This window comes from Nocardia sp. NPDC004278 (assembly GCF_053602975.1).
In genome coordinates, this window is record NZ_JBSGEQ010000001.1 from 383,233 (window position 1) to 404,595 (window position 21,363).

Genomic DNA, 21,363 nt, shown 5'->3' on the forward strand with positions numbered 1-21,363 from the left:
CGAGCGGCGTCCGTCGATCAGGCGTCGTGGAATACCACATTCTCGCCGATGGCGCGGCGGCCGATGCGGAGACGGTTTGCGGGGAAGGACGGGTCGGGGTAGCCGACCGCCAGCCCACACAGCACCGAAAGCTCCGATGGGATAGCGAGCTGTGCATGGACGATCTCGGGATACCCCGCGATCGAGACCTGAACGCATGTTCCCAGGCCGCGTGCCGTCAGGGCCAGCAGCAATGTTTGCAGAAACATCCCTACGCCAAGGGCATCGACGCTGCCGAGGTCGCGGTGCATGCAGACGATGCCGGCCAATGGTGCGCGGAAGAACTCCCAGTTGCGCAGCACCGCCTCTCGTCTGGCCTCGGTGTCTTCGCGAGCGATGCCCATCGACCCATAGACCTGGGCGCCCAGTTCCCGGCGCACGTGCGCGAAAGCATGGGGCAGGGGCGGGATCTTGGGCGGCCGACTGCGAGCCTCGTGCAGCAGGGCGGCCACGAGACGGTCGCGGACCGCTCCCGACGCGAATACCATCTGCCACGGCTGGATATTGGAGTTCGACGGCGCACGCACAGCAAGGGCGAGCGCTTCATCCACCAATCTTCTCGGCACCGGTCGATCAGGTAGGAACATCCGCGTCGAATGGCGCTCCCCGATCGCTTTCTCGAGGTCGAACATGGACTCCTCCCAACCTGGGCGCGGATAGCGGTCAGTTCGTCGATGGACTCCATTGGGCCTGGGTACTTCGGAACACACCGTGGTGAGTTCCTCGGTGTGGTCCCCGGACGATGCGCCGCGCGGTGCCTGCGTTCAACTCCACAGCGTCACATGCACTTTCGGGCGGAACCGAGTGACGCCGACTCCGGATCCACGGATCATCGCCTGGATGCACCGCGGGGTAGTGATGAAGCGCAGCAGTTCCGACACCGCGGGCTGGCGGGTGTCGGGTGGCAGGGTGGTCGCGCACCACTCATCGGATACCTGCAGGCCCGCTCCCCTGATGTGGCTCAACCGACCGGCCGCGAGGTCGGAGGAGACGGCGAAGCCGATCGTCAGGGTGATGCCCCCGACCCGGCGGACCTCTTCCAGGGCGGCAGCGTCGCTCTGGAAGATCCGCTGATGTGATTCGGGAATGGCCAACTCGCGCAGCATCGTCGCGATATGTCCGTCGACACTGCCGGCGCCGGGGCCCAGCATCCACTGCTGCTCGCGCAGCAGCGCCGGATGCGGTGCGGTGTCCGCCAGCGGGCTGTCGGGGCGGGCGACCGAAATGATCTGATACTTCAGGAACGGCCGGGTGGTGATGGTCGTGTCGGTGTCGTTCTGCCCGGGGCCCAGCGCGATATCCACCGCACGGGTCTCGATCAGGCTGCGGAACTGGCTGGTGGGATGAACGCTCAGCTCGACCGACAGATCCTTCGCCCGCGCTGCGAACAGGTCGATGAGGCCGGGCGCGGCATGTTCGGCGAACCCGCTCGATGCCGCGATGCGCAGCAGCCGTCGGCCGTGCGCCGCCTCGCTCACCTCGATGGCGGTCTGGCGCTGCAGTCCAAGAATCTCGATCGCCCGGCTGGCCAGGCGCAACCCACCGGGCGTGAAGGCCAGACCGGCCGCCGTGCGGGTGAACAGTGGGTCGTCGAGCTCTTTACGCAGCTGGGCGATATGCGTGGAGACGCCGGCGTCGGACATCCCCAGCTCTCTGGCCGCCGCATGGACGGAGCCGAGCCGCACCACGGTCGAGTAGGCCCGAAGCTGGGCGGGCGTCACAATCCGAGTCTAGTTTGGAGGTGGATGCGGCGCCCACAGCCGCATCGCGCCCAGAGGACGCGCCATGCAGGACGTGCTCACGGATCTGATGACAACCTGGAACACCGGGGGTACGGCTGGGGTCGCGACGGTCGTGCGGACCTTCCGCTCGGCGCCGCGACCGCCTGGCGCGGCCATGGTCGTCGCTCCGGACGGGACGGTCGGCGGTTCGGTTTCCGGTGGCTGCGTCGAAGGCGCGGTCTACGAACTCGCCACCGACGTCATCCGGAGCGGTCGCCCGGTGCTGGAGCGGTTCGGCTTTTCCGACGACGACGCATTCGCCGTCGGCCTCACCTGCGGCGGCATCATCGACATCTTCGTCGAGGCGATCTCGCGGGAAACGTTTCCGGAACTCGGCGAGGTCGCCGCGGACATTGCCGCCGACCGGCCGGTCGCGATTGCGACCGTCATCGAGCACCCCGACGCCGACTGGGTAGGGCGACGGCTGCTGATCCGGCCGGGCACCGCGCACGGCACCTTGGGGTCGGCGCGCGCCGACGATGCGGTGATCGATGACGCACGCGGGCTGCTCGCGGCGGGTCGCAGTGAGGTGCTGTCCTACGGTCCGGACGGGCAGCGTCGCGGCGAGGGTATGGCGGTTTTCGTCGCCAGCTATGCCCGGCAGCCGCGGATGCTGGTGTTCGGGGCGATCGATTTCGCCGCCGCCGTCGCACAGCAGGGATCGTTCCTCGGGTATCGGGTGACGGTGTGCGACGCGCGGCCGGTCTTCGCCACCTCCGCCCGGTTCCCGACGGCCGACGAGGTCGTCGTCGACTGGCCGCACCGCTACCTGGCCGCGCAGATTGCGGCGGGTGCGATCGATTCGCAGACCGTCGTCTGCGTGCTGACCCACGATCCCAAGTTCGACGTTCCGCTGCTCGAGGTGGCCCTGCGCGCGCCGGAGATCGGCTATGTCGGCGCCATGGGGTCGCGCCGTACGCACGACGAGCGCCTGACCCGGCTGCGACAGGCGGGCCTCACCGACGAACAACTCGCCCGGCTCGCCAGCCCGATCGGGCTGGATCTGGGCGGCCGGACACCCGAAGAGACGGCGGTGTCCATCGCGGCCGAGATCATCGCGCGACGCTGGGGCGGGCACGGCCACTCGCTGACCCGGACCGACGGCCGCATCCACCACAAGGCGCAAACAGCCAGTTAAGTGATTGCTTAATTCGGTCTTGACGATCGCATCAGTGGAGCAGAGGCTGAGCTTCTTCCCATTGATGTGAGGTAGATCACATGCAAGTTCCTGGGCCATTCGAATATGAGCGCGCAACTGGCGTGGATCACGCCATCGGACTGTTGGACCGGCTCGGCGAGGAGGCGCGCATCGTCGCGGGCGGGCACAGCCTGCTACCGATGATGAAGCTGCGTCTGGCCAATCCGGAATATCTCATCGACATCAACGACCTGGCTGCCGAACTGGGTTACATCGTCACCGATCCGACCCTGGTTCGCATCGGTGCGATGGTCCGGCATCGGCATTTGCTCGAGTCCGACGATCTCGCCGCGGTGTGCCCGATCTTCCGTGACGCCGAGCGCGTGATCGCCGATCCGGTCGTGCGCAACCGCGGCACCATCGGCGGCTCGCTGTGCCAGGCCGATCCCGCCGAAGATCTCTGCACGGTCTGCACGGTGCTCGGCGCTACCTGCCTGGTGCGCGGACCGACCGGCGACCGGGAGATCGCGATGGACCAGTTCCTGCTCGGTCCGTACGAAACCGCGATGTCGCACAACGAACTTCTGATCGAGATCCGAATTCCCCTGCGGCATCAGACCTCGAGTGCCTACGTGAAGGTGGAGCGCCGGGTCGGCGACTGGGCGATCGCGGCGTCCGGCGCGACCGTGACACTGCACGGCGAGGCGATAGCGGCCGCGCGGATCGGTCTGACGGCGGTCAACCCCGATCTGGCGGCGCTCGCCGCCGCGGTGGACGCACTCATCGGTGAGCCGCCCACCGAAGACGTTTTCGCCGAGGCGGGCCGCCGGGCGAGCGCAGCGTGCTCACCTGTCTCCGATGCGCGCGGCAGCGCGGACTACAAACGCCATCTCGCGTCCGAACTGACGATTCGCGCGCTGCGCACCGCGGTCGAGCGCGTACTCAACGAATCTGCGCTGGAAGGGAATTAGCAATGCAGGTAACCATGACCGTCAACGGCGAGCCGGTGACCGCGGAGGTCGAACCACGCACCCTGCTCGTGCATTTCCTGCGAGATCAGTTGCGGCTCACCGGAACCCATTGGGGCTGTGACACCAGCAACTGCGGCACGTGTGTGGTGGAGGTCGACGGCGAACCGGTGAAGTCGTGCACGATGCTGGCCGTGATGGCCGGTGGTCGTTCGGTGCGCACTGTCGAGGGGCTCGAGGTGGACGGCCAACTCGATCCCGTGCAGGAGGGCTTCATGCAGTGTCACGGACTGCAGTGCGGATTCTGCACGCCAGGAATGATGATCACCGCCCGCGCCCTGCTCGACCGCAATCCGAATCCCGACGAGCAGACCATCCGGGAGGCGATCTCGGGCCAGATCTGCCGCTGCACCGGATATACCACCATCGTGCGGTCGATCCAGTGGGCCGCGGCCAAGCAACGAGGCGAAGCTGTGGAGCCCGAACCCGCCGCCACACCGACGCCGGTGGGGAGCACATCATGACCACCGTCGAGTCCCGGCCCGAAGACCGAGTCGACAACGACCACAAGCCGTGCGGTCACGGCAGGATGCTCCGCAAAGAGGATCCGCGGTTCATTCGCGGACGCGGCAACTACGTCGACGATGTCCAGCTGCCCGGCATGCTGCATATGGCGATACTGCGTTCCCCGTTCGCGCACGCGCGGATCGTGAGCGTCGATATCTCCGCGGCACAGGCACATCCGAAGGTCAAGGCGGTCGTCACCGGTGCGGACCTGGCGGCGAAGGGACTGGCTTGGATGCCGACGCTGTCCAACGATGTGCAGGCGGTGCTGGCGACGGACAAGGTCCGGTTCCAGGGCCAGGAGGTGGCCTTCGTCGTCGCCGAGGATCGCTACTCCGCGCGTGATGCGTTGGAGCTGATCAACGTCGAGTACGAGATGCTCGATCCGGTGATCGACGCCCGGACCGCACTGGCGCCCGATATGCCGGTGATCCGAGATGATCTCGAGGGCAAGCGGGACAACCGGTGCTTCGACTGGGAGACCGGCGACGCCGCCGCGACCGAGGCGGTGTTCGCGCGCGCCGACGTCGTCGTCAAGCAGGAGATGGTCTATCCGCGAGTGCATCCCGCCCCGATGGAGACCTGTGGCGCCGTCGCGGATCTCGACCCTGTGACGGGGAAGCTCACGCTGTGGTCGACGAGCCAGGCGCCGCATGCCCACCGCACGCTCTACGCGTTGGTGGCAGGGCTGCCCGAGCACAAGATCCGGGTGATCTCACCCGATATCGGCGGCGGGTTCGGCAACAAGGTGCCCATCTATCCGGGATACGTCTGCGCCATCGTCGGGTCGCTGTTGCTGGGGAAACCGGTGAAGTGGATGGAGGATCGCAGCGAGAATCTCACTAGCACCGGGTTCGCCCGCGACTACATCATGGTGGGCGAGATCGCCGCCGACGCCGACGGCAAGATCCTCGCCATTCGGTCGACCGTGCTCGCCGATCACGGCGCCTTCAACGGCCAGGCCGCGCCGTTGAAGTATCCGGCCGGCTTCTTCGGCGTCTTCACCGGTAGCTATGACATCGAGGCGGCCTACTGCAAGATGACCGCGGTCTACACGAACAAGGCCCCCGGCGGCGTTGCCTACGCGTGTTCGTTCCGGATCACCGAGGCCGTGTACTTCGTCGAGCGGTTGGTGGATTGCCTCGCCTACGAACTGAAGATGGATCCGGCCGAGCTACGGCTGCGGAATCTCCTTCGCCCCGAACAGTTCCCTTACCGGAGCAAGACCGGCTGGGTCTACGACTCCGGCGACTACGAGAAGACCATGCGCCTGGCGATGGATATGATCGGCTACGACGCCTTGCGAAAAGAACAGCAGGTCAAGCGCGCCCGCGGCGAGTTGATGGGCATCGGGATGTCCTTCTTCACCGAGGCGGTCGGCGCGGGTCCGCGCAAGGATATGGACATCCTCGGACTCGGGATGGCCGACGGGTGCGAGCTGCGTGTCCATCCGACCGGCAAGGCCGTTGTGCGCCTATCGGTTCAGACCCAGGGGCAAGGGCACGAGACGACGTTCGCCCAGATCGTCGCCGAGGAACTGGGAATACCACCCGACGACATCGACGTCGTGCACGGCGACACCGATCAGACTCCGTTCGGCCTCGGCACCTACGGCACCCGGTCGACACCGGTCTCGGGCGCCGCTGCCGCACTGGTGGCGCGGAAGGTGCGCGATAAGGCGCGGATCATCGCCTCGGGCATGCTCGAGGTCTCCGTCGCCGACCTCGAGTGGGAGAAGGGCTCGTTCCACGTCAAGGGCGATCCGTCCGCGGCTGTGACGATCCAGCAGATCGCGATGCGCGCACACGGTACCGGTGATCTGCCCGAGGGCATCGAGGGCGGACTCGATGCGCAGATCTGCTACAACCCAGAGAATCTCACCTACCCGTATGGTGCGTACTTCTGCGTCGTCGATATCGATCCGGGGACGGCCGTGGTAAAGGTCCGGCGCTTCCTAGCTGTCGACGACTGCGGCACCCGGATCAATCCGATGATCATCGAGGGCCAGGTGCACGGCGGTCTCACCGACGGCATCGGCATGGCGCTGATGGAGATCATGGCCTTCGATGAGGACGGCAACTGCCTCGGCGGATCCCTGATGGACTACCTCATTCCGACGGCGCTCGAGGTTCCGCATTTCGAGACCGGGTACACGGTCACCCCGTCGCCGCACCACCCGATCGGCGCGAAAGGCGTCGGCGAATCGGCCACGGTCGGATCACCGCCCGCGGTGGTCAATGCGGTGGTGGATGCGTTGGCGCCGTTCGGGGTTCGGCACGCCGACATGCCGCTGACGCCGTCGCGGGTGTGGGAGGCGATGCAGGGCCGGGCCACACCGCCCATCTGAGTGGGGTGCGAGCGATGGGATCACCGATGAAGATGACCGAGCGTGCACAGCAGTTGGTCCGCACCCGGACGCCGTTCGTGCACGCGACCGTCGTGCGTGCGCAGCAGCCGACCTCGGCGCACGCCGGGGACGAGGCGATCCTGTTGCAGGACGGCACGATCGAAGGATTCGTCGGCGGCCAGTGCGCCCAGAACTCGGTCCGCAAGGCGGCGCTGGGTGCCCTGCAGTCGCATGAGAGTGTGCTGCTGCGCGTGCTGCCCGACGGCGATCTGCATTTTCCCGAAGCGCCCGGCGCGGCGGTGGTGGTGAATCCCTGTCTGTCCGGCGGAGCGCTGGAGATATTCCTCGAGCCGCAGATCCCGGCACCGCTGATGCGCATCTGCGGCGCGACACCCATCGCCGACGCCCTGGCCGACGCGTGCGAACTGGTGGGCTTCGGGGTGCAGCGCAGCGCTGCCGAAGCCGACTCGCTGGATGCACTGGCCGATACCACGGCGGTGGTGATCGCCAGTCATGGCGGCCCGGAAGCCGAAATGATCCGCGTCGCGCTCGACGCGGGTGTGGGGTATGTCGGGTTGGTGGCCAGCAGGATTCGGGGCGCGTCGATCCTCGACGAACTCGAGTTGACCGACGCCGAACGGGCTCGCGTGCACACCCCGGTAGGTTTGCCCATCGGCGCAAAGACGTCCGCGGAGATAGCCGTCTCGATTGTCGCGGAAGTGATCCAGGCGGTCCGCAAGGGTGGTTTGGCCGTCACGCCTCGCGCGGGGAATGTTGCGGTCGAGGCGCTCGATCCAGTGTGCGGCATGACCGTGGCGGTCGGGCCGGACACGCCGCATCTGACCGTCGACGCTATCGACTACTGGTTCTGCAGTTCCGGCTGCCGCGATTCCTTCGCAGCGACGAAGACGGGCCCATGACGAGCGGGGTCGTCACCGGAGTGGTACTCGCCGCGGGCACCTCACGGCGTCTCGGTACTGCGAAACAGTTACTGCCGTACCGGAATACAACGGTTCTCGGCGCCACCCTCGACGTGGTGCGATCGTGCGCCTTCGATCAGATCATCGTCACGCTCGGCGGCGCGGCGGTGGCGGTGCGCCAGCAGGTCGATCTCACCGGGGTGGAGGTTGTCATGGCCGATGACTTCGATTCGGGCTGTTCGTCGTCGCTGCGTTCGGCACTGAGCGCGGTGCATCCCCGGGCCGCTGGAATCGTGCTGATGCTCGGTGATCAACCGGGGCTGTCGGCGGCGACCGTCGGCCGGCTGATCGCCGAGGGAATCTCCACCGCGATCACGGTCTGCCGCTATCACGACGGTATCGGGCATCCATTCTGGCTGAGTCGCAGCGTATTCGGCGAGTTGGCCCGATTGCACGGCGACAAGGCCGTATGGAAGATCATCGAGTCGGGCCGCGTCCCGGTGTCTCGACTCGACGTCGACGCACCGATGCCCCTGGACGTGGACACCTGGGACGACTACGAGCGCCTGCGCGCCGCGACGTCGCCATGATGTCGCCGTTCGACGATATCGAGGATGTGGTGCGACGCTTCGACGCCGACGACTACCTGCTCGATGCCGGCACCGCCGCCGCCTTCTATCTGGCCACCACGCTGGGGCGGCCGCTGCTGCTGGAAGGCGAACCGGGCGTGGGCAAGACGACGGCGGCGAAGACTCTGGCCACCGTGCTCGGCGCACCGTTGATCCGCCTGCAGTGCTACGAGGGCCTTACCGTGAGCGAATCGCTGTACGACTGGAATTACCAGCGTCAGCTGCTCAGCATCCGCCTCGCCGAGGCGCGCGGCGCCGCCCTCACCGAAGCCGACCTGTTCACCGAGGAATACCTGGTCGACCGCCCGATCCTGCGCTGTGTGCGATATCGCGGCCCGACGCCCCCGGTGCTGTTGATCGACGAAATCGATCGTGCCGATGACGAATTCGAAGCCCTACTACTCGAATTCCTCGGTGAGGCCACGGTGACCGTTCCCGAACTCGGGACCTTTGTTGCCGAGCACCCCCCGCTCGCGGTATTGACCTCGAATCGCAGTCGCGATCTGCACGACGCGCTGCGGCGGCGCTGCCTCTACCACTGGATCGACTACCCGGAACCGGCCCGTGCGGTGGCGATCGTGCGACGCACCGTGCCTGGGGCAACCGATGCGCTGATCGAGCACGCCACCCAATTCGTCGGTCGCGCCCGCGATCTCGATCTCGACAAGCCGCCCGGCGTCGCCGAAACCATCGACTGGATTGCCGCGCTGGTGACGCTCGGCGTCGCCGATCTCACCGCGCCGGAGGCGGTCGCGGCGCTGAGCGCACTCGCGAAGACACCCGACGACCGCACCACCGTCCGCGAGGCATTCGTCGAATTCACCCAGAGCCTGGCCACCGGATGAGAGGGATACTCCGATGAAGATCGCCAATGAGTTCACCGTCCACGCACCCGTCGAGCAGGCGTGGGCCGTACTGACCGATCTCGAACAGGTGGTTCCGCTCATGCCCGGCGCGCAGATGGTCGGCTGGGAGGGCGAGGACTTCCTCGGCAAACTGAAGGTCAAAGTCGGCCCGGTGACCAGTGAATTCACCGGGAAGGCGAATTTCGTCGAGCGCGACGAACACGACCATCGCGCCGTCATCAACGGCAGCGGCCGGGACTCACGCGGATCCGGAAACGCGGCGGCGACCATCACCACGCAATTGCGTGCGGACGGCGACCAGACGCGCGTCACTGTGGACACCGACCTCAAGATCGTCGGCAAGCTCGCCCAGTTCGGCAGCGGGATGTTGCAGCAGGTGTCGGAGAAGATGATCGGTCAATTCGTGGCATCTCTGGAAGCGAAACTCGCAGCGGGCGATTCGTCCGCCGCAGCAGCGGCAGCCGGGCCGGACAGCCGAGCAGCGCGGCCGCAACCGGTTGCGCAAACCGAGCCCGAGCCGCTCGATCTCGTCGAGCTCGTCGGGCCCGCGATGATCAAGAAGTATGCGCCCGCGATCGCGTTTGTACTCGCGGCCGTGCTCGGAATCATCCTGGTACGCAGGCAGATGCGCGGGAAGCGATGACGCGAGCGGTACTGCTGCGCGGCGTCGATCTGGCGGCATTCGCTGTCGCGGTGGTCGCGCGGCTGCGCCGTGGTGGCGTCGCGGTGGCGCCGAGCGGGCCCGCGCTCTTCGTGCAGGCCCTGCGTCGCATGGCGCCGCGCTCGCGCACCGAACTCTACTGGGCTGCACGACTCACGCTCGTCGATCGCATGCAGGATCTCGCCGCCTTCGACGCGGTCTTCGCGGCGGTGTTCGCCGACGCGGTGCTGGGTGTGGACCCGCCGAGCCGAACGCATGGACTGCCGACCGAACGGGCGTCGGCGCCGGGTCCAGGCGGCCGGGGACAGTCTCGGCAGGGCGGTGAAGTCCCTTGGGCGACACTGCAATCAGCGATTGGTGCCGACCACTCGACCGACCAGGGGGTGGCGCTGCCCGACGTGCTGCCTAGCCGGTTCGCGGCACGCGCACAGGAACCGTTCGCTCGCTTCGATCCGGACGATCTGCGTACGGTCGGCGCCTGGCTGGAGCAGGCGTCGGCGCGCTGGCCACAGCGCCGCAGTAGCCGCTACGCGAACCATCCGCACGGCAAGCGGATCGACTTCCGGGCCACGATGAACAATTCCCGCCGCACCGGCTGGGAGTCGGCGGTGCTGGTCCGCACCCGTCCCCGCCGCCGCCCGCGCCGAATCGTCATGATCTGCGACGTCAGCCGCTCGATGCAGCCGTATTCGACGATCTACCTGCACCTGATGCGCGCCGCAATGCAGCGCCGTTCGCCCGATCACCCCGAGGTGTTCGCCTTCTCCACCTCGCTGACCAGGCTGACCTCGGTGCTGGCACACCGTTCCCCGGATATCGCGGTGGCCCGGGCCAACGACAAGGTGGTCGACCGCTACGGCGGCACGCATATCGGCCGATGCCTGGGCACGCTGCTCGCAACTCCGTCCGGCAACGCGGTGCGCGGCGCCGTCGTCGTCATCGCATCCGACGGCTGGGACAGCGATGCGCCCGATGTCCTGGCCCGTGCGATGGCCCGAATCCGACGCCGGGCCTGGCGGGTCATCTGGCTCAATCCCCGTGCCAGCGACTCCCGATTCCAGCCGACCACCGGTGCGATGGCGGCGGCCCTGCCGTACTGCGACATCATGATGCCTGCACACACCCTGGCGGGTATGCACGCGTTCATGCAAGCCCTGGCATCGACGATTGTCACCTGATGCAACACCGACCCGTCGACGGTATCGCTCGGCTTATGATTCTCACGGCATCGTTTTGGACCGGTGCCTGTGCACTGGGGCGTGCGACGCCGCTGGTGCCCGATACCGTTCGAGAATTCCCGGCGCGGCTGCCTCGATCCTGCTGCGGTGAGGTTGCCGACGCCGCCGCTTCCCAGGGAAAGCGAGGATACCGATGTCTACTCATCAGGCTGTTCACGTTGAGTCCGCCGGTGCGGCGTTGAAACTGGTCGATGTCGAAACCACGTCACCGCCTCGCGACCACGTGCGCCTCGCGGTCTCCGCGTGTGGGATCTGCGGCACCGACCGTGCGTTCGTCGGCGGCGCGTTCCCGAACTTGTCGTGGCCGCTGACACCGGGGCATGAGATCGCGGGCACGATCGCTGAACTCGGTCCAGGTGTCGACAACTACGCCGTTGGGGACCGCGTCGCAGTGGGCTGGTTCGGTGGGCATTGCGGCAAGTGCGTCCCATGCCGGAAAGGAGACTTCATCAACTGCCGGAACATTCAGGTCCCCAGCTGGCAGTACCCCGGCGGATACGCCGAGTCGGTGACCGTTCCGGCCAATGCGCTGGCCCGCATCCCTGATGAGCTCTCCCTGGCCGAGGCCGCGCCGATGGGTTGTGCCGGAGTGACCACCTACCACGCGCTTCGCGAAACCAGGGCGGTGCCCGGCGACCGCGTCGCCATTCTGGGGATCGGTGGCCTGGGCCACCTCGGCGTGCAGTTCGCCCGCGCGATGGGCTTCGAGACGATTGCGATCGCCCGCGGCGCGGACAAGGCCGAGGACGCCCACGCGCTCGGCGCCCACCACTACATCGACTCGACCGCAGGCGACGTCGGTAAAGCGATGCGCGGGCTCGGCGGTGCGTCGGTCGTGCTTGGGGCCGTGGGCAGCGCCACAGCGATGGCCGAAACGGTCGGTGGACTGCTACCGCGCGGTGAGCTGATCGCCATCGGCATCAGCGCCGAGCCACTGCCGATCAGCCCGACGCAGCTGATCACGACCGGACTCAGCGTCACCGGGCACGCCTCCGGCACTGCCCGCGATATCGAGGAAACAATGCAATTCGCGGTCCTATCCGGCGTGCGCACGCGAATCCAGGAACGGCCACTGGATCAAGCCGCCGAGGCATACGCCGCCATGGAACAGGGACGGGCCCGATACCGCATGGTCCTCACGGTCTGACCGATCTGGGTTGAGTGCCGGTCGCTTGATGGGCATCCGGTCGAAGCCGCCATACTTCTGACCACCACGACTGCAGAAGGCTGCTGCGGGATCGATTCCCCTGCCGCTGAACTTCACGTTTCAACCCGCCGTGCCGCGCGGGGTGTGATGTGCTCGTGTCGGAGACGTCGTGCAGGATGGTTCAACCTGGTGAAGTGTGCCGGTGGGTTCCGCGCGGCACGGTGATGTGAGGCTTGACGGCGAGATGAATGACGAAACCGAACCGATCCCGATCGTGGTTCCCCGGTCTGGTGGTCGTCATGCTCGGCCGGAAAGGCCTGTCGAAGGGGTTGGCGACGTGTCCGCCCGCGCCGGGAGCACCCGGAGTTCGCACCGTGCGGCAGACCGCGGCGACTCTCCTGCGGAGCATGGGAGATCGGGCGCGGGGCGTGCGCGCGTCGGGCGGGAAGGCTCGGGAACGGTGGCCCGCGGTGCCGGTGCGCGGGCGGTGGGTTCGGGTGCTGGGCGGGCGCCGCTCGCGGAGGCGCCCGAAACCGCCGCGGGCCCAACCGACCGGTATGTGCCGATGCGGCCCAACCGTCGCCCCCAGTCCGCGCGATCGTCGTCATGGCAGGTCAGGGTCGTACGGACCGCCGTGCGCCTGGTGGTGGCCGCCACCGCTGTGGTCGTCGTCTCGGGCACCGGATTCGCCTACTACACCGAGCGCGCCGTCGATGACGGGTTCGCCCGGTCCGGGGCGATCAGTTCCGAAGACGCCGCCGCGCTCGACGGCGATATGAACATCCTGCTCATCGGACTCGACACACGCAAAGACCGCAATGGCAACGATCTACCCAAAGACGTCATGGACCAGTTGCACGCCGGTGACGGCAGCGAGGGCGGCTACAACGCCAATTCGCTGATCCTGGTACACATTCCGAAGGATCTGAAGAAGATCACCGCCTTCTCCATTCCCCGCGACGACTACGTCGCGGTCACCGGGATCCCCGGCTACGACCACGCCAAGATCAAGGAAGCCTATGGGCTGAAGAAGGTGACAGTCGAGCAGAAGCTCGCCAACCAGGGCGTCAAAGACAAGGTCGAACTGGAACGCCAGGGCCGAGAGGCCGGCCGCGAATCCATCGTGCAGACCGTGAAGGCACTGACCGGAGTACCGATCAACCGATTCGCCGAGGTTTCCCTCGTCGGTTTCTACGATCTGGCCAACATTCTCGGCGGCGTCGATGTGTGTCTCAACCACGCCGTCAATGACGAGTACTACTCCGGCGCGGTGTTCCCGGCCGGACCCCAGCATCTCGATGCCGCCAACGCGCTGTCGTTCGTGCGACAGCGCCACGAGCTCGATAACGGCGACCTCGACCGCACCCACCGCCAGCAGGCGTTCCTCACCTCGGTCGCCAAACAACTCAAGGAGTCCGGCACACTCACCAACGTCGGCAAAATGCAGCAACTGATCACCGCCGCACAGAACGATGTGGTGCTCTCCCAAGGCTGGGACGTACTCGACTTCGCGCGGACCATGGGCAGGGCCGGTTCGATTCCTATCGAATTTCAGACTCTGCCGGTGCAGGGATACCAGACCGTCGACGGCCAAGACGTCAACATCATCGACCCGGCCGCCATCAAAAAGGCGGTGCGCACGGCGTTCGGTGTGCAGGCCGCTGCGCCCAGCACTCCCAAGACCACACCCACCAGCACCGTCGACGTCGTCAACGCGGGCGGCGCGACGGGTATGGCCGCCAAAGTGTCGACCGCGTTGGCCGACAGGGGATTCCAGAAGGGCACCATCGGCAACGCCGCCTATACCGATGGTTCCAGTTCGGTCGTCTACTACGGCACCGGCTCCGATACCGATGCCACCCAGGCCGCGGACCTACTAGGTGGGCTACCGGCGGCCGCCTCCAAGAGCCTCGATCCCGGCCAAATCAAGATCGTGATCGGCAGCGACTTCACCATGCCCGACGAATTGAGTTCCGGCACATCATCATCGAGCACCACCACCACGACCGGCGCAGACTCGCCCACGACCTCGTCCACCGGCGCCACCACCGCCACACCCGCCGACGGGGCACCCGACTCCGGCAAACCCGTCACCACCAGCATCGGATCCAACATCCCCTGTGTGGACTGACCAGCCAGGCATTCACGCCCCGACCCTCGACAGGAAAGCGCATGGCCATCACGTATCTGGAATCGATCGTCGTCGGGGCGCTGCAAGGGGTGAGCGAGCTCTTCCCGGTGTCCAGTCTCGGGCACAGCATTCTGTTGCCGGCCTGGATCGGCGGGCAGTGGGGCAGGGATCTCGACATGTCCGCCAAGGACTCTCCATACCTGGCGCTGCTGGTGGCCATGCACGTAGCCACCGCGCTGGCGCTGGTCGTCTTCTTCTGGCGGGACTGGGTGCGCATACTCACGGGCCTGTGGGACGCGGTGCGGATGCGCGAAATCCGCACGCCCGAAGCCAGATTGGGTGTGCTGCTGGTCATCGCCACCATCCCGGTCGGCCTGGCCGGACTGCTGCTCGAGAAGGCCGTCCGCAACTATCTCGGCACCCCGATACCGACCTCGGTGTTCCTGGCGGTCAACGGATTCGTGCTGCTCTCGGCCGAACTGCTGCGCACTCGCGCGAAGAGCGAGCGGGTGCTGACCCCGGCCGGTCGGCCCGCCGACCTCTCCATGCAGGACACCGTCGTGCTGCCCATCACCGATCCGGACCGCGCCTCCGATGTGCGGCTGTCCCGACTCGGCGTAAAGGATGCGCTGCTCATCGGATCCGCCCAGATCGCAGCGCTTTTCCCGGGCATCAGCCGCTCCGGCAGCACCATCGTGGCGGGTCTGTTCAAGGGCCTGCGGCACGAGGACGCCGCCCGTTTCGCCTTCCTGCTGGCCACCCCGGTCATCCTCGCCGCCGGCGCGCTCAAGACGCCCGAACTGTTCAAGCCCGAGAACCATGACATTCTCGGTCCGGCGCTGGCGGGCTCGGTGGTCGCGGGTGTGCTGTCCTATGTTTCGGTCATGTTCCTCACCTCGTACTTCGAGACCAAGAAGCTGACCCCGTTCGCCGTCTACTGCCTGGTTGCGGGCATCGGCAGCGCGGCGTTCTTCACCTTGCACGGCTGATACCCCACACGCCGCACCTCCGACATCGGAGACGCGGCATGCGAGGTCAACGGTGTGACTCGAAGCAGTGACCAGCAGCCCGAACCGGAAACCCCGCTACACCCGGACCGATACGGCGGGTGGCCTACTTGCCGTCGGGGTGGCCGACGACGACCAGGGCCGTGGTCCAGTCGGCGGCTATGGCGTTCTGCGCGTCGGTCAAGGCGACCTTGCCGGAACACACGAGCGCGTGCAACGTGTTCTCGACGGCGTCCTTCGGATTGTTCGGCCCTGCGCCCGGCTTGTGATCGGGTGACGGTGGCTCCACCCACAGGTTGCGCGGATCGTTCGGGTCGCCGCCGAGCTCGAGCGACACCAGGTGGTCGTACTCGGCGTCGTGCAGTGGGCCGGTGTAGTCGTAGGACTTCGCGTCGGCGTCCTTCTCCCGGCTGGTGATGTTGGCCGGTGGGCGGATCGAGGAAGTGTATCCGCCCTTGCAGATGGTGTCGCCGAGGTTGTCCGCGGCGACCTTCGGATTGATCGCTCCCGGGGTGCACGCGGGATCGGGCAGTGGCTGCCCATCGCCGGACTTGCGGTAGTGGCAGCTGCCCGGGGCCGGTTGCGCCTGTACCGTGTACGTGCCCGAGGGGCCGGGACCGACCGGCACCTGCAAGGTCTGTCTCGCGGCCGGGGGTTGAATCACCGCGTGCGCGACGGTTTTCGAGCCCTCATGTGCGCAGCCGGCAACCAACAACGGTGCCAGCACTGAAACCAGCAGCGGCTTGCGAATATTCATGACTTACCTCTGGCCGAACCTTCATCCGCGTCCAATTGTGCGGCATAGCAGGCATACCGCTGGTATTCGGCACGAAAACATCGCGAGGTGTGGGGTCCGGGAGTCGAACTCGGCGCACCGACCACTGGCAGGCTCTCAACCCCCGGCCCCACACCGCCGCCTGTCGGCGGCGGGTCCGTGTTCCGTTCGCGATCCGGAAGCCATCAAACTAAAGCTCTCAAATATATTGTGCTGCGGGGATTTACAGCTTCTGCCGCCACATGTTCGGGTTGCTACCGAGTGAACCGGGCGATGTCTTCGGCAACGCGGGCTGGCGCTTCGAAGGGGAAGGCGTGGCTGAGCTCGGGATAGATCCGCAATTCCGAATCTTTGATGTGGTGAGACAGCACGGTCGAGTTGTCAGCGGGCTCTTGTTCGTCGTTTTCGGCGCCCAGGATAAGTGTGGGCAGACGCAGCTTCGGGAGGCTACTGACGACATTGGCAGTCGGGTTCATCAGCCAATCGGTCATTGCGGCGCGTTGGCGGTTGAGGCCGGTCAGGCTTACCTCGGTCCTGTTGGGGCGCAGGGCTGTTCGTGCACGCCACGCAGCTAGAGCGTCGGGGTGACCGCTGAAGTACAGCGGAATGACCTGGTCGGCCGGTACAAGCGGGTCGAACGCTGCGCTGCCCCGAACCAGAGTGGGCAGATCGGGCAGCACTTGTTGTGCTCCGCCGGGGCCGGTACCCATCAGGATCAGGGCGCCAACGTCATCGGGGTGGTCTACGGCCATGCGTTGCGCAACGAATCCGCCGAGGGAGTAGCCCACGACAGTGGGGCGGTTCAGGTGGAGAACCTGGATCAGGCCAGCGGCCTGATCGGAGAGTTGCGAGACGGTCAAGATCGCCGAGGAACTGGCTGGAGTCCGTCCCGCACCGTCGGAGTCGAAGACGACGACATGGTTGGTCGCGGCTAGGCGGTCGAGCAGTTCCGGGTCCCAGTCGTCCATGCTCAATCCGAGGCATGGGGTCAATAGCAGGGTTGGTCCATGTCCGAAGCTGCGGTAGGCGATCGGCAGCCCCGCGACGGTGACGAACTGGGTTGGAGCCGTCAACGACGGTGACCGGTCGAAGTCATCGGCCGTTGTTGATGCGAGGTCGGCGGTGGGGGCGATCTGACTGGCCGGGGTATCGGCGCTGGCGACGCCGGGAGCAATCAACAGCGTGCTGGTGGCCAGTACCGCCATGACGGCCCTGGCGGGCACCCGGCCTCGCGAGCCGGGCCAGCGATGGCAGGGCAACGGCCCGCTGTCGGGCGTCGCCGAGGTTGGCTGGAGAGTGGACACCTGGGCTCCTTGTGGTTGCATCTTTCCGTCCGAATGGTCGTTCACGCGTACAAGAGACGTCGGTGGCCCGAAAGGATTCACTTGGTTGTGTCGATGGGGGAACACGGCCTGATCTGCGCCAGGGGTCGCGACTGAAGCGGGATATGGATGCCAAGCGACAACTCCACAAGGTCGCCGTCAGCAACTCTCCTGCGTAACGGATGGTGTGAGTTCGGCGGCGAGGTCGGCGAACTCCTCGATCAGCGGGCTGTGCCGGTCGGCGTCCCAGGCGAGGCTCACTTGGTTGGGCGCAATATCGGGCACCGCGAGGTAGCCGATGTCGGCACGCGTATAGAAGGTCGCGACCGACAATGGGAGGAAAATGATGCCGCGGCCCGCGGCGACGTGTTCCAGCTTCTCCTCGACGCTGTGAAAGGCAGGCACGTCCGGTCGCGGGATCCGCAGCTCGGTGGCGATATCGCGCCATTCGGGCACCAGGTCGGGTTCCTGCAACAGATGTTCGTCGGCGAGGTCGGTGACGTCGACGGTTTGTTTGCCGGCCAAACGGTGCTCGGCGGAGACCACCACGACCCGCGGTTCGGTGTACAGCGGCCGCACGGACAGGCCCTGCGCATCGATAGGGAGACGCACGAAGCTGACGTCGACACGGCCGTCATGAACCACTGTGGTCTGGTCGTTCCACGTCGTGCGGACCAGCTCGAGGGTGAGCTCGGGATGCCGGTCGGTTATGGCCCGCACCGGGGCGGTCACGATGAGGCCGGGCATGAAGCCGACAGTGAAGGTGTCGACTCCGCGGGCCGCGCGTATCACTCTGCGGCGCAATGCCTGCGCGCCGGCCAGCAACGAGCGGGCGTCGGCCAGCAATTGCTCTCCGGCCGGGGTGAGCACAGTGCATACCTGTTCTTCCTGACCCAGCCGCATGCCACCGGCACTGTGCTCACCCTGGACGGCGGCGCGGTGCTGAGTTGAGTTGTTGAGGCTTCCCGGAACTCGATCGTGCGGGGCCTCGGACTGCGCACCGCGGGACGAAGGTTATTGCAACTGTTGGGCTGCGTATTCGCCGATCGACTGCATGCCGAGCGTGGTCGGATGCAGCGGGACAGCGATCGCGTTCGGGATCAGGCCGGTGTAGTAGGCCTGGTCCGATGGCGCGCACACGTCGTGGCCGACGCTGACCGTTGCGATATCGATGAATTGGTCGCCGCGGCGCTGGGTTTCGGCGGCCAACGCGGCGTTCTGGGTCGCGACCACGCTGCCCAGGTAGTCGGCGTCACCAGGCCAGAGGGGTTGGGATGCACATCCGCCGGGACGGAAATAGGTTCCGTAGCCGATGACCGCGATGTGCGCCCGCGGTGCGCGAGCGCGGATGGTGTCCAGCACGCGCCCCCATGTCGGCGCCCAGTCGTTGATGGCGTTGCGCATGGTGTCGACACCATTGGTGACGTACTTGTCCCGGCAGGATTTGCCCGTGGGCTCGGGGAGCGGATTGACACAGGCCAGAGCCGTGGTGAACAGGTTGAGGTCGTTCAATCCGATCGTCAGGGTGACCAGGTCCACTCCGGCGTCGAGGCTGTCCACCTGGGGTGGCACCGATCCTGCGAGCGTGGATTGTGCGGTGGTGGTGACGTTTTGCGACTTGGCGGAACTGCAGCTGACATCGGTGAGTGCCGCGCCGAGTTTCGCGGCCAAGACCGACGGATAGTTCAGATGCGAGCGAAGACAGCCGGGGCTGGTGGTGTCCTGATTCGGCAGCAGCGGGCCGGCGGCGGCGGAATCGCCAAGGGCCACATACCGAATCATCGGCGTCGACGCCGCGGCGCCTGCCAATGCCGGAACCAGCGTGGTGGGCAGCGCGACAACTGCCAACAGTCGTGCGAGAACGGCGCTGTTCACTTTCATGGTTACATTCCTTTTCTCTCCGGCGATGCCGAGGTGGGTGCGACGACGGCCAGGTCTCGTCCTCGGGTTTCCTTGGCGACGAGCAGTGTGGCGGCGGTGACGAAAAAGCGGAACCCCCAACCGATCGATTGGTTGGGAGGGTTCCGACATCTTCGCGTGCTCGTATCGCTGATGTCAACCAATCGATTGGTTGGAGTTGGCGGGGTCTCGCCCATGCCCGTCGATCGACCGAATTCGACGGCTGTCCGCAGTCGGAACCACCTCGGGGCGGCTCCGCCTACTGCTCGGAGATTATTTCCGCTCGGCGTCGCGGGTGTCGGCCCCGGCGATGCGCAGCGCGAGCCGGGCGTACTCGTCGGCGACGGCTTCGGCTGCGTAGGGCTGGTCCGGGCCGAACCATTGGCCGACGCGCATACCCATCGAGCTGATGGCCAGTGCGGTGAGAATCGGATCGGCGATATCGAAGACACGTGCTTCGATGCCGGCGCGGAGTGTGTCCAGCAGCATGGTCCGGCAGGCTGCGCGAAGTTTCAGGGCGCCATCGATGAGGTCGGCAGGAACCGCGTGCAGCTCGGCGTTGGCCACCACGGTCAACAGTGGATATTCGGCGTGGGCGAGGACGTGTGCGCGCACCAGCGCGGCAAGGCGCTCGGATGGTTCGGCGGCAGCGGAGGCCGCGGCTGCGAGTCGGGTGTACAGCTCCTGATGGCCCAGTTGAATCAACTCGGTCAGTACGTTTTCCTTGGATGGGTAGTGCGCGTACAACGTCGCGGAGTTGATGCCGACCCGTTTGCCGATGTCACGGATCGAGGTGCCCGCGAATCCGTGCTCGGCGAACAACTCCAGGGAGGCTTCCAGGATTCGCCCTCGGGTCCCCGACGGTGTCACACCGGGCGGCAGTTCGGCTCGGACCGCCGCGACACGCCGAGGTTCCCATACCATTTCGCTCATCCGGGCTCCTTGTTCGATCCTCGGGCTGCATCGGCCGCAGCGCAGCGCCATCTTCGGCCAGGCTACCAACCGATTGGTAGCCGCCAGTGGCTATGCAATCGGTTCGCAGCGTCGAGGGGCGACATTGCCCATGCAATGGTGTCCGTGTTGGTCACACCTGGCGGCACAGGGTGTGGGAGCTGGCGCCGAGGCGGCGCGCAGGGCTCCTGGATTCTCGTTTGATTCGACGCTCGAATCACCGCAGTCGGCCCTAATGTCCAGTTCGGGAACGAAGGCTCACTCGGCCGTGAGGCGGGTGAGGGAGGTCGTGGTCAGGGGACCACCGTGGCCGACATAGACGGTGATCGGCGCGTGGTCGGCAATGGTGCGCATGCTGCGGGTGGCGGCGTCGGGGTCGGTCACGAACATGGGCTGGTGCGCGACGCGGGCTCGCAGGAGACCGCCCGAGAGGGCGTCTCCGGCCACAATGCTGTTGTCCGGCAACAGAACACACACCGAGCCGGGGGTATGGCCTGGCGTGACAAAGGATCGTCCGATGCCGCCGTGTCGGGTCAGGTCTTCTTCGTCGTCGAGGATGATATCGGGTTCGATGGCCGGGATCTCGGTTCCTGCAAGCATGAGTTTCATGAGTCGCGGCACCACGCTGGTGGGTTGCAGGTCGACCCGCCCGCCACGGCGGAGTTGATCGGCGTCGTCGCGGTGGATGGCAATGGGCGCGCCGGTAGCTTCGCGCAGCTCGGCTGCCGAACCGGTGTGGTCAGCGTGATAGTGGGTGAGCACGATAAGAGTGACATCCCTCGGGCGCAGGCCCGCGTCGGCGATTTGCCGCAGCATCGCGGGTGCGCGCCCCCGGACACCGGTGTCGACGATCATGGCCGCGTTCCCGTCGGTGACGAGAAAGGCCGACGAGGCGGTGTTCTTGACGGTGTAGACGGTCATTGGTTCTCCTGAATCAAGCAGTAGCGGTGATGGTTTGGTCGATCTGACGCGACGTCGCA

The 21,363-nt window shown here is 66.4% G+C and carries 20 protein-coding genes; 12 read left to right on the forward strand and 8 right to left on the reverse strand.

The window, feature by feature from the left end; genetic code table 11:
- Positions 1 to 17 precede the first annotated feature (17 nt).
- Both ACWEO2_RS01705 and ACWEO2_RS01710 read right to left on the reverse strand, forming a co-directional pair.
- Positions 18 to 671, reverse strand: a complete 654-nt coding sequence (locus ACWEO2_RS01705) for a nitroreductase (RefSeq protein WP_452403556.1) — start codon at positions 669 to 671, stop codon at positions 18 to 20.
- 132 nt (positions 672 to 803) lie between these two features.
- Complete coding sequence (locus ACWEO2_RS01710; RefSeq protein ID WP_355186679.1) at positions 804 to 1,760, reverse strand: LysR family transcriptional regulator; 957 nt, start codon at positions 1,758 to 1,760, stop codon at positions 804 to 806.
- Between the two features lie 64 nt (positions 1,761 to 1,824).
- On the opposite strand from ACWEO2_RS01710, the gene ACWEO2_RS01715 reads away from it, so the two are divergent.
- From ACWEO2_RS01715 to ACWEO2_RS01770, 12 genes are all read left to right on the forward strand, one after another.
- The gene (locus ACWEO2_RS01715; protein WP_452403557.1) at positions 1,825 to 2,958 is read left to right on the forward strand and encodes an XdhC family protein; all 1,134 of its coding nucleotides are present in this window, start codon (positions 1,825 to 1,827) and stop codon (positions 2,956 to 2,958) included.
- Positions 2,959 to 3,038: 80 nt separating this feature from the next.
- On the forward strand, positions 3,039 to 3,929 hold the full coding sequence (locus ACWEO2_RS01720) for an FAD binding domain-containing protein (RefSeq protein WP_452403558.1): 891 nt from the start codon (positions 3,039 to 3,041) through the stop codon (positions 3,927 to 3,929).
- Positions 3,930 to 3,931: 2 nt separating this feature from the next.
- Positions 3,932 to 4,450: a (2Fe-2S)-binding protein gene (locus tag ACWEO2_RS01725; protein WP_051183382.1), complete on the forward strand. Its 519-nt coding sequence runs from the start codon at positions 3,932 to 3,934 to the stop codon at positions 4,448 to 4,450.
- Entirely contained in the window at positions 4,447 to 6,837 is a 2,391-nt protein-coding gene (locus ACWEO2_RS01730; protein WP_452403559.1) for an aerobic carbon-monoxide dehydrogenase large subunit, read from the forward strand. Before ACWEO2_RS01725 ends, ACWEO2_RS01730 begins: the two co-directional genes overlap by 4 nt.
- A 26-nt stretch (positions 6,838 to 6,863) precedes the next feature.
- On the forward strand, positions 6,864 to 7,757 hold the full coding sequence (locus ACWEO2_RS01735; protein WP_452403560.1) for an XdhC family protein: 894 nt from the start codon (positions 6,864 to 6,866) through the stop codon (positions 7,755 to 7,757).
- On the forward strand, positions 7,754 to 8,347 hold the full coding sequence (locus tag ACWEO2_RS01740; RefSeq protein ID WP_452403561.1) for a nucleotidyltransferase family protein: 594 nt from the start codon (positions 7,754 to 7,756) through the stop codon (positions 8,345 to 8,347). Before ACWEO2_RS01735 ends, ACWEO2_RS01740 begins: the two co-directional genes overlap by 4 nt.
- The gene (locus tag ACWEO2_RS01745) at positions 8,344 to 9,231 is read left to right on the forward strand and encodes an AAA family ATPase (RefSeq protein ID WP_452403562.1); all 888 of its coding nucleotides are present in this window, start codon (positions 8,344 to 8,346) and stop codon (positions 9,229 to 9,231) included. The genes ACWEO2_RS01740 and ACWEO2_RS01745 overlap by 4 nt, the downstream gene beginning before the upstream one ends.
- A gap of 13 nt (positions 9,232 to 9,244) precedes the next feature.
- Positions 9,245 to 9,895, forward strand: coding sequence for an SRPBCC family protein (locus ACWEO2_RS01750; protein WP_452403563.1), 651 nt, complete (start codon positions 9,245 to 9,247; stop codon positions 9,893 to 9,895).
- Positions 9,892 to 11,091, forward strand: coding sequence for a vWA domain-containing protein (locus ACWEO2_RS01755; protein ID WP_452403564.1), 1,200 nt, complete (start codon positions 9,892 to 9,894; stop codon positions 11,089 to 11,091). The genes ACWEO2_RS01750 and ACWEO2_RS01755 overlap by 4 nt, the downstream gene beginning before the upstream one ends.
- 193 nt (positions 11,092 to 11,284) lie before the next feature.
- Complete coding sequence (locus tag ACWEO2_RS01760; RefSeq protein ID WP_452403565.1) at positions 11,285 to 12,298, forward strand: alcohol dehydrogenase catalytic domain-containing protein; 1,014 nt, start codon at positions 11,285 to 11,287, stop codon at positions 12,296 to 12,298.
- 565 nt (positions 12,299 to 12,863) lie between these two features.
- Positions 12,864 to 14,429, forward strand: coding sequence for an LCP family protein (locus ACWEO2_RS01765; protein WP_452403705.1), 1,566 nt, complete (start codon positions 12,864 to 12,866; stop codon positions 14,427 to 14,429).
- 41 nt (positions 14,430 to 14,470) lie between these two features.
- A complete protein-coding gene (locus ACWEO2_RS01770; RefSeq protein WP_452403566.1) occupies positions 14,471 to 15,418 on the forward strand; it encodes an undecaprenyl-diphosphate phosphatase in 948 nt (315 codons plus the stop codon).
- A gap of 124 nt (positions 15,419 to 15,542) precedes the next feature.
- Here ACWEO2_RS01770 and ACWEO2_RS01775 read toward each other — a convergent pair whose 3' ends face one another.
- The 6 genes from ACWEO2_RS01775 to ACWEO2_RS01800 all read right to left on the reverse strand — a co-directional run bounded on the left by ACWEO2_RS01775 (position 15,543) and on the right by ACWEO2_RS01800 (position 21,304).
- A complete protein-coding gene (locus ACWEO2_RS01775) occupies positions 15,543 to 16,193 on the reverse strand; it encodes a hypothetical protein (RefSeq protein ID WP_452403567.1) in 651 nt (216 codons plus the stop codon).
- A 272-nt stretch (positions 16,194 to 16,465) separates the two neighbouring features.
- Positions 16,466 to 17,515: an alpha/beta fold hydrolase gene (locus ACWEO2_RS01780; protein ID WP_452403568.1), complete on the reverse strand. Its 1,050-nt coding sequence runs from the start codon at positions 17,513 to 17,515 to the stop codon at positions 16,466 to 16,468.
- A 177-nt stretch (positions 17,516 to 17,692) separates the two neighbouring features.
- Positions 17,693 to 18,436, reverse strand: a complete 744-nt coding sequence (locus tag ACWEO2_RS01785) for a LysR family substrate-binding domain-containing protein (protein ID WP_452403569.1) — start codon at positions 18,434 to 18,436, stop codon at positions 17,693 to 17,695.
- 111 nt (positions 18,437 to 18,547) lie between these two features.
- Complete coding sequence (locus tag ACWEO2_RS01790; RefSeq protein WP_452403570.1) at positions 18,548 to 19,414, reverse strand: SGNH/GDSL hydrolase family protein; 867 nt, start codon at positions 19,412 to 19,414, stop codon at positions 18,548 to 18,550.
- Between the two features lie 291 nt (positions 19,415 to 19,705).
- Positions 19,706 to 20,365, reverse strand: a complete 660-nt coding sequence (locus ACWEO2_RS01795) for a TetR/AcrR family transcriptional regulator (protein ID WP_452403571.1) — start codon at positions 20,363 to 20,365, stop codon at positions 19,706 to 19,708.
- A 276-nt stretch (positions 20,366 to 20,641) separates the two neighbouring features.
- Positions 20,642 to 21,304, reverse strand: coding sequence for an MBL fold metallo-hydrolase (locus ACWEO2_RS01800; protein ID WP_452403572.1), 663 nt, complete (start codon positions 21,302 to 21,304; stop codon positions 20,642 to 20,644).
- Between the last annotated feature and the right edge of the window lie 59 nt (positions 21,305 to 21,363).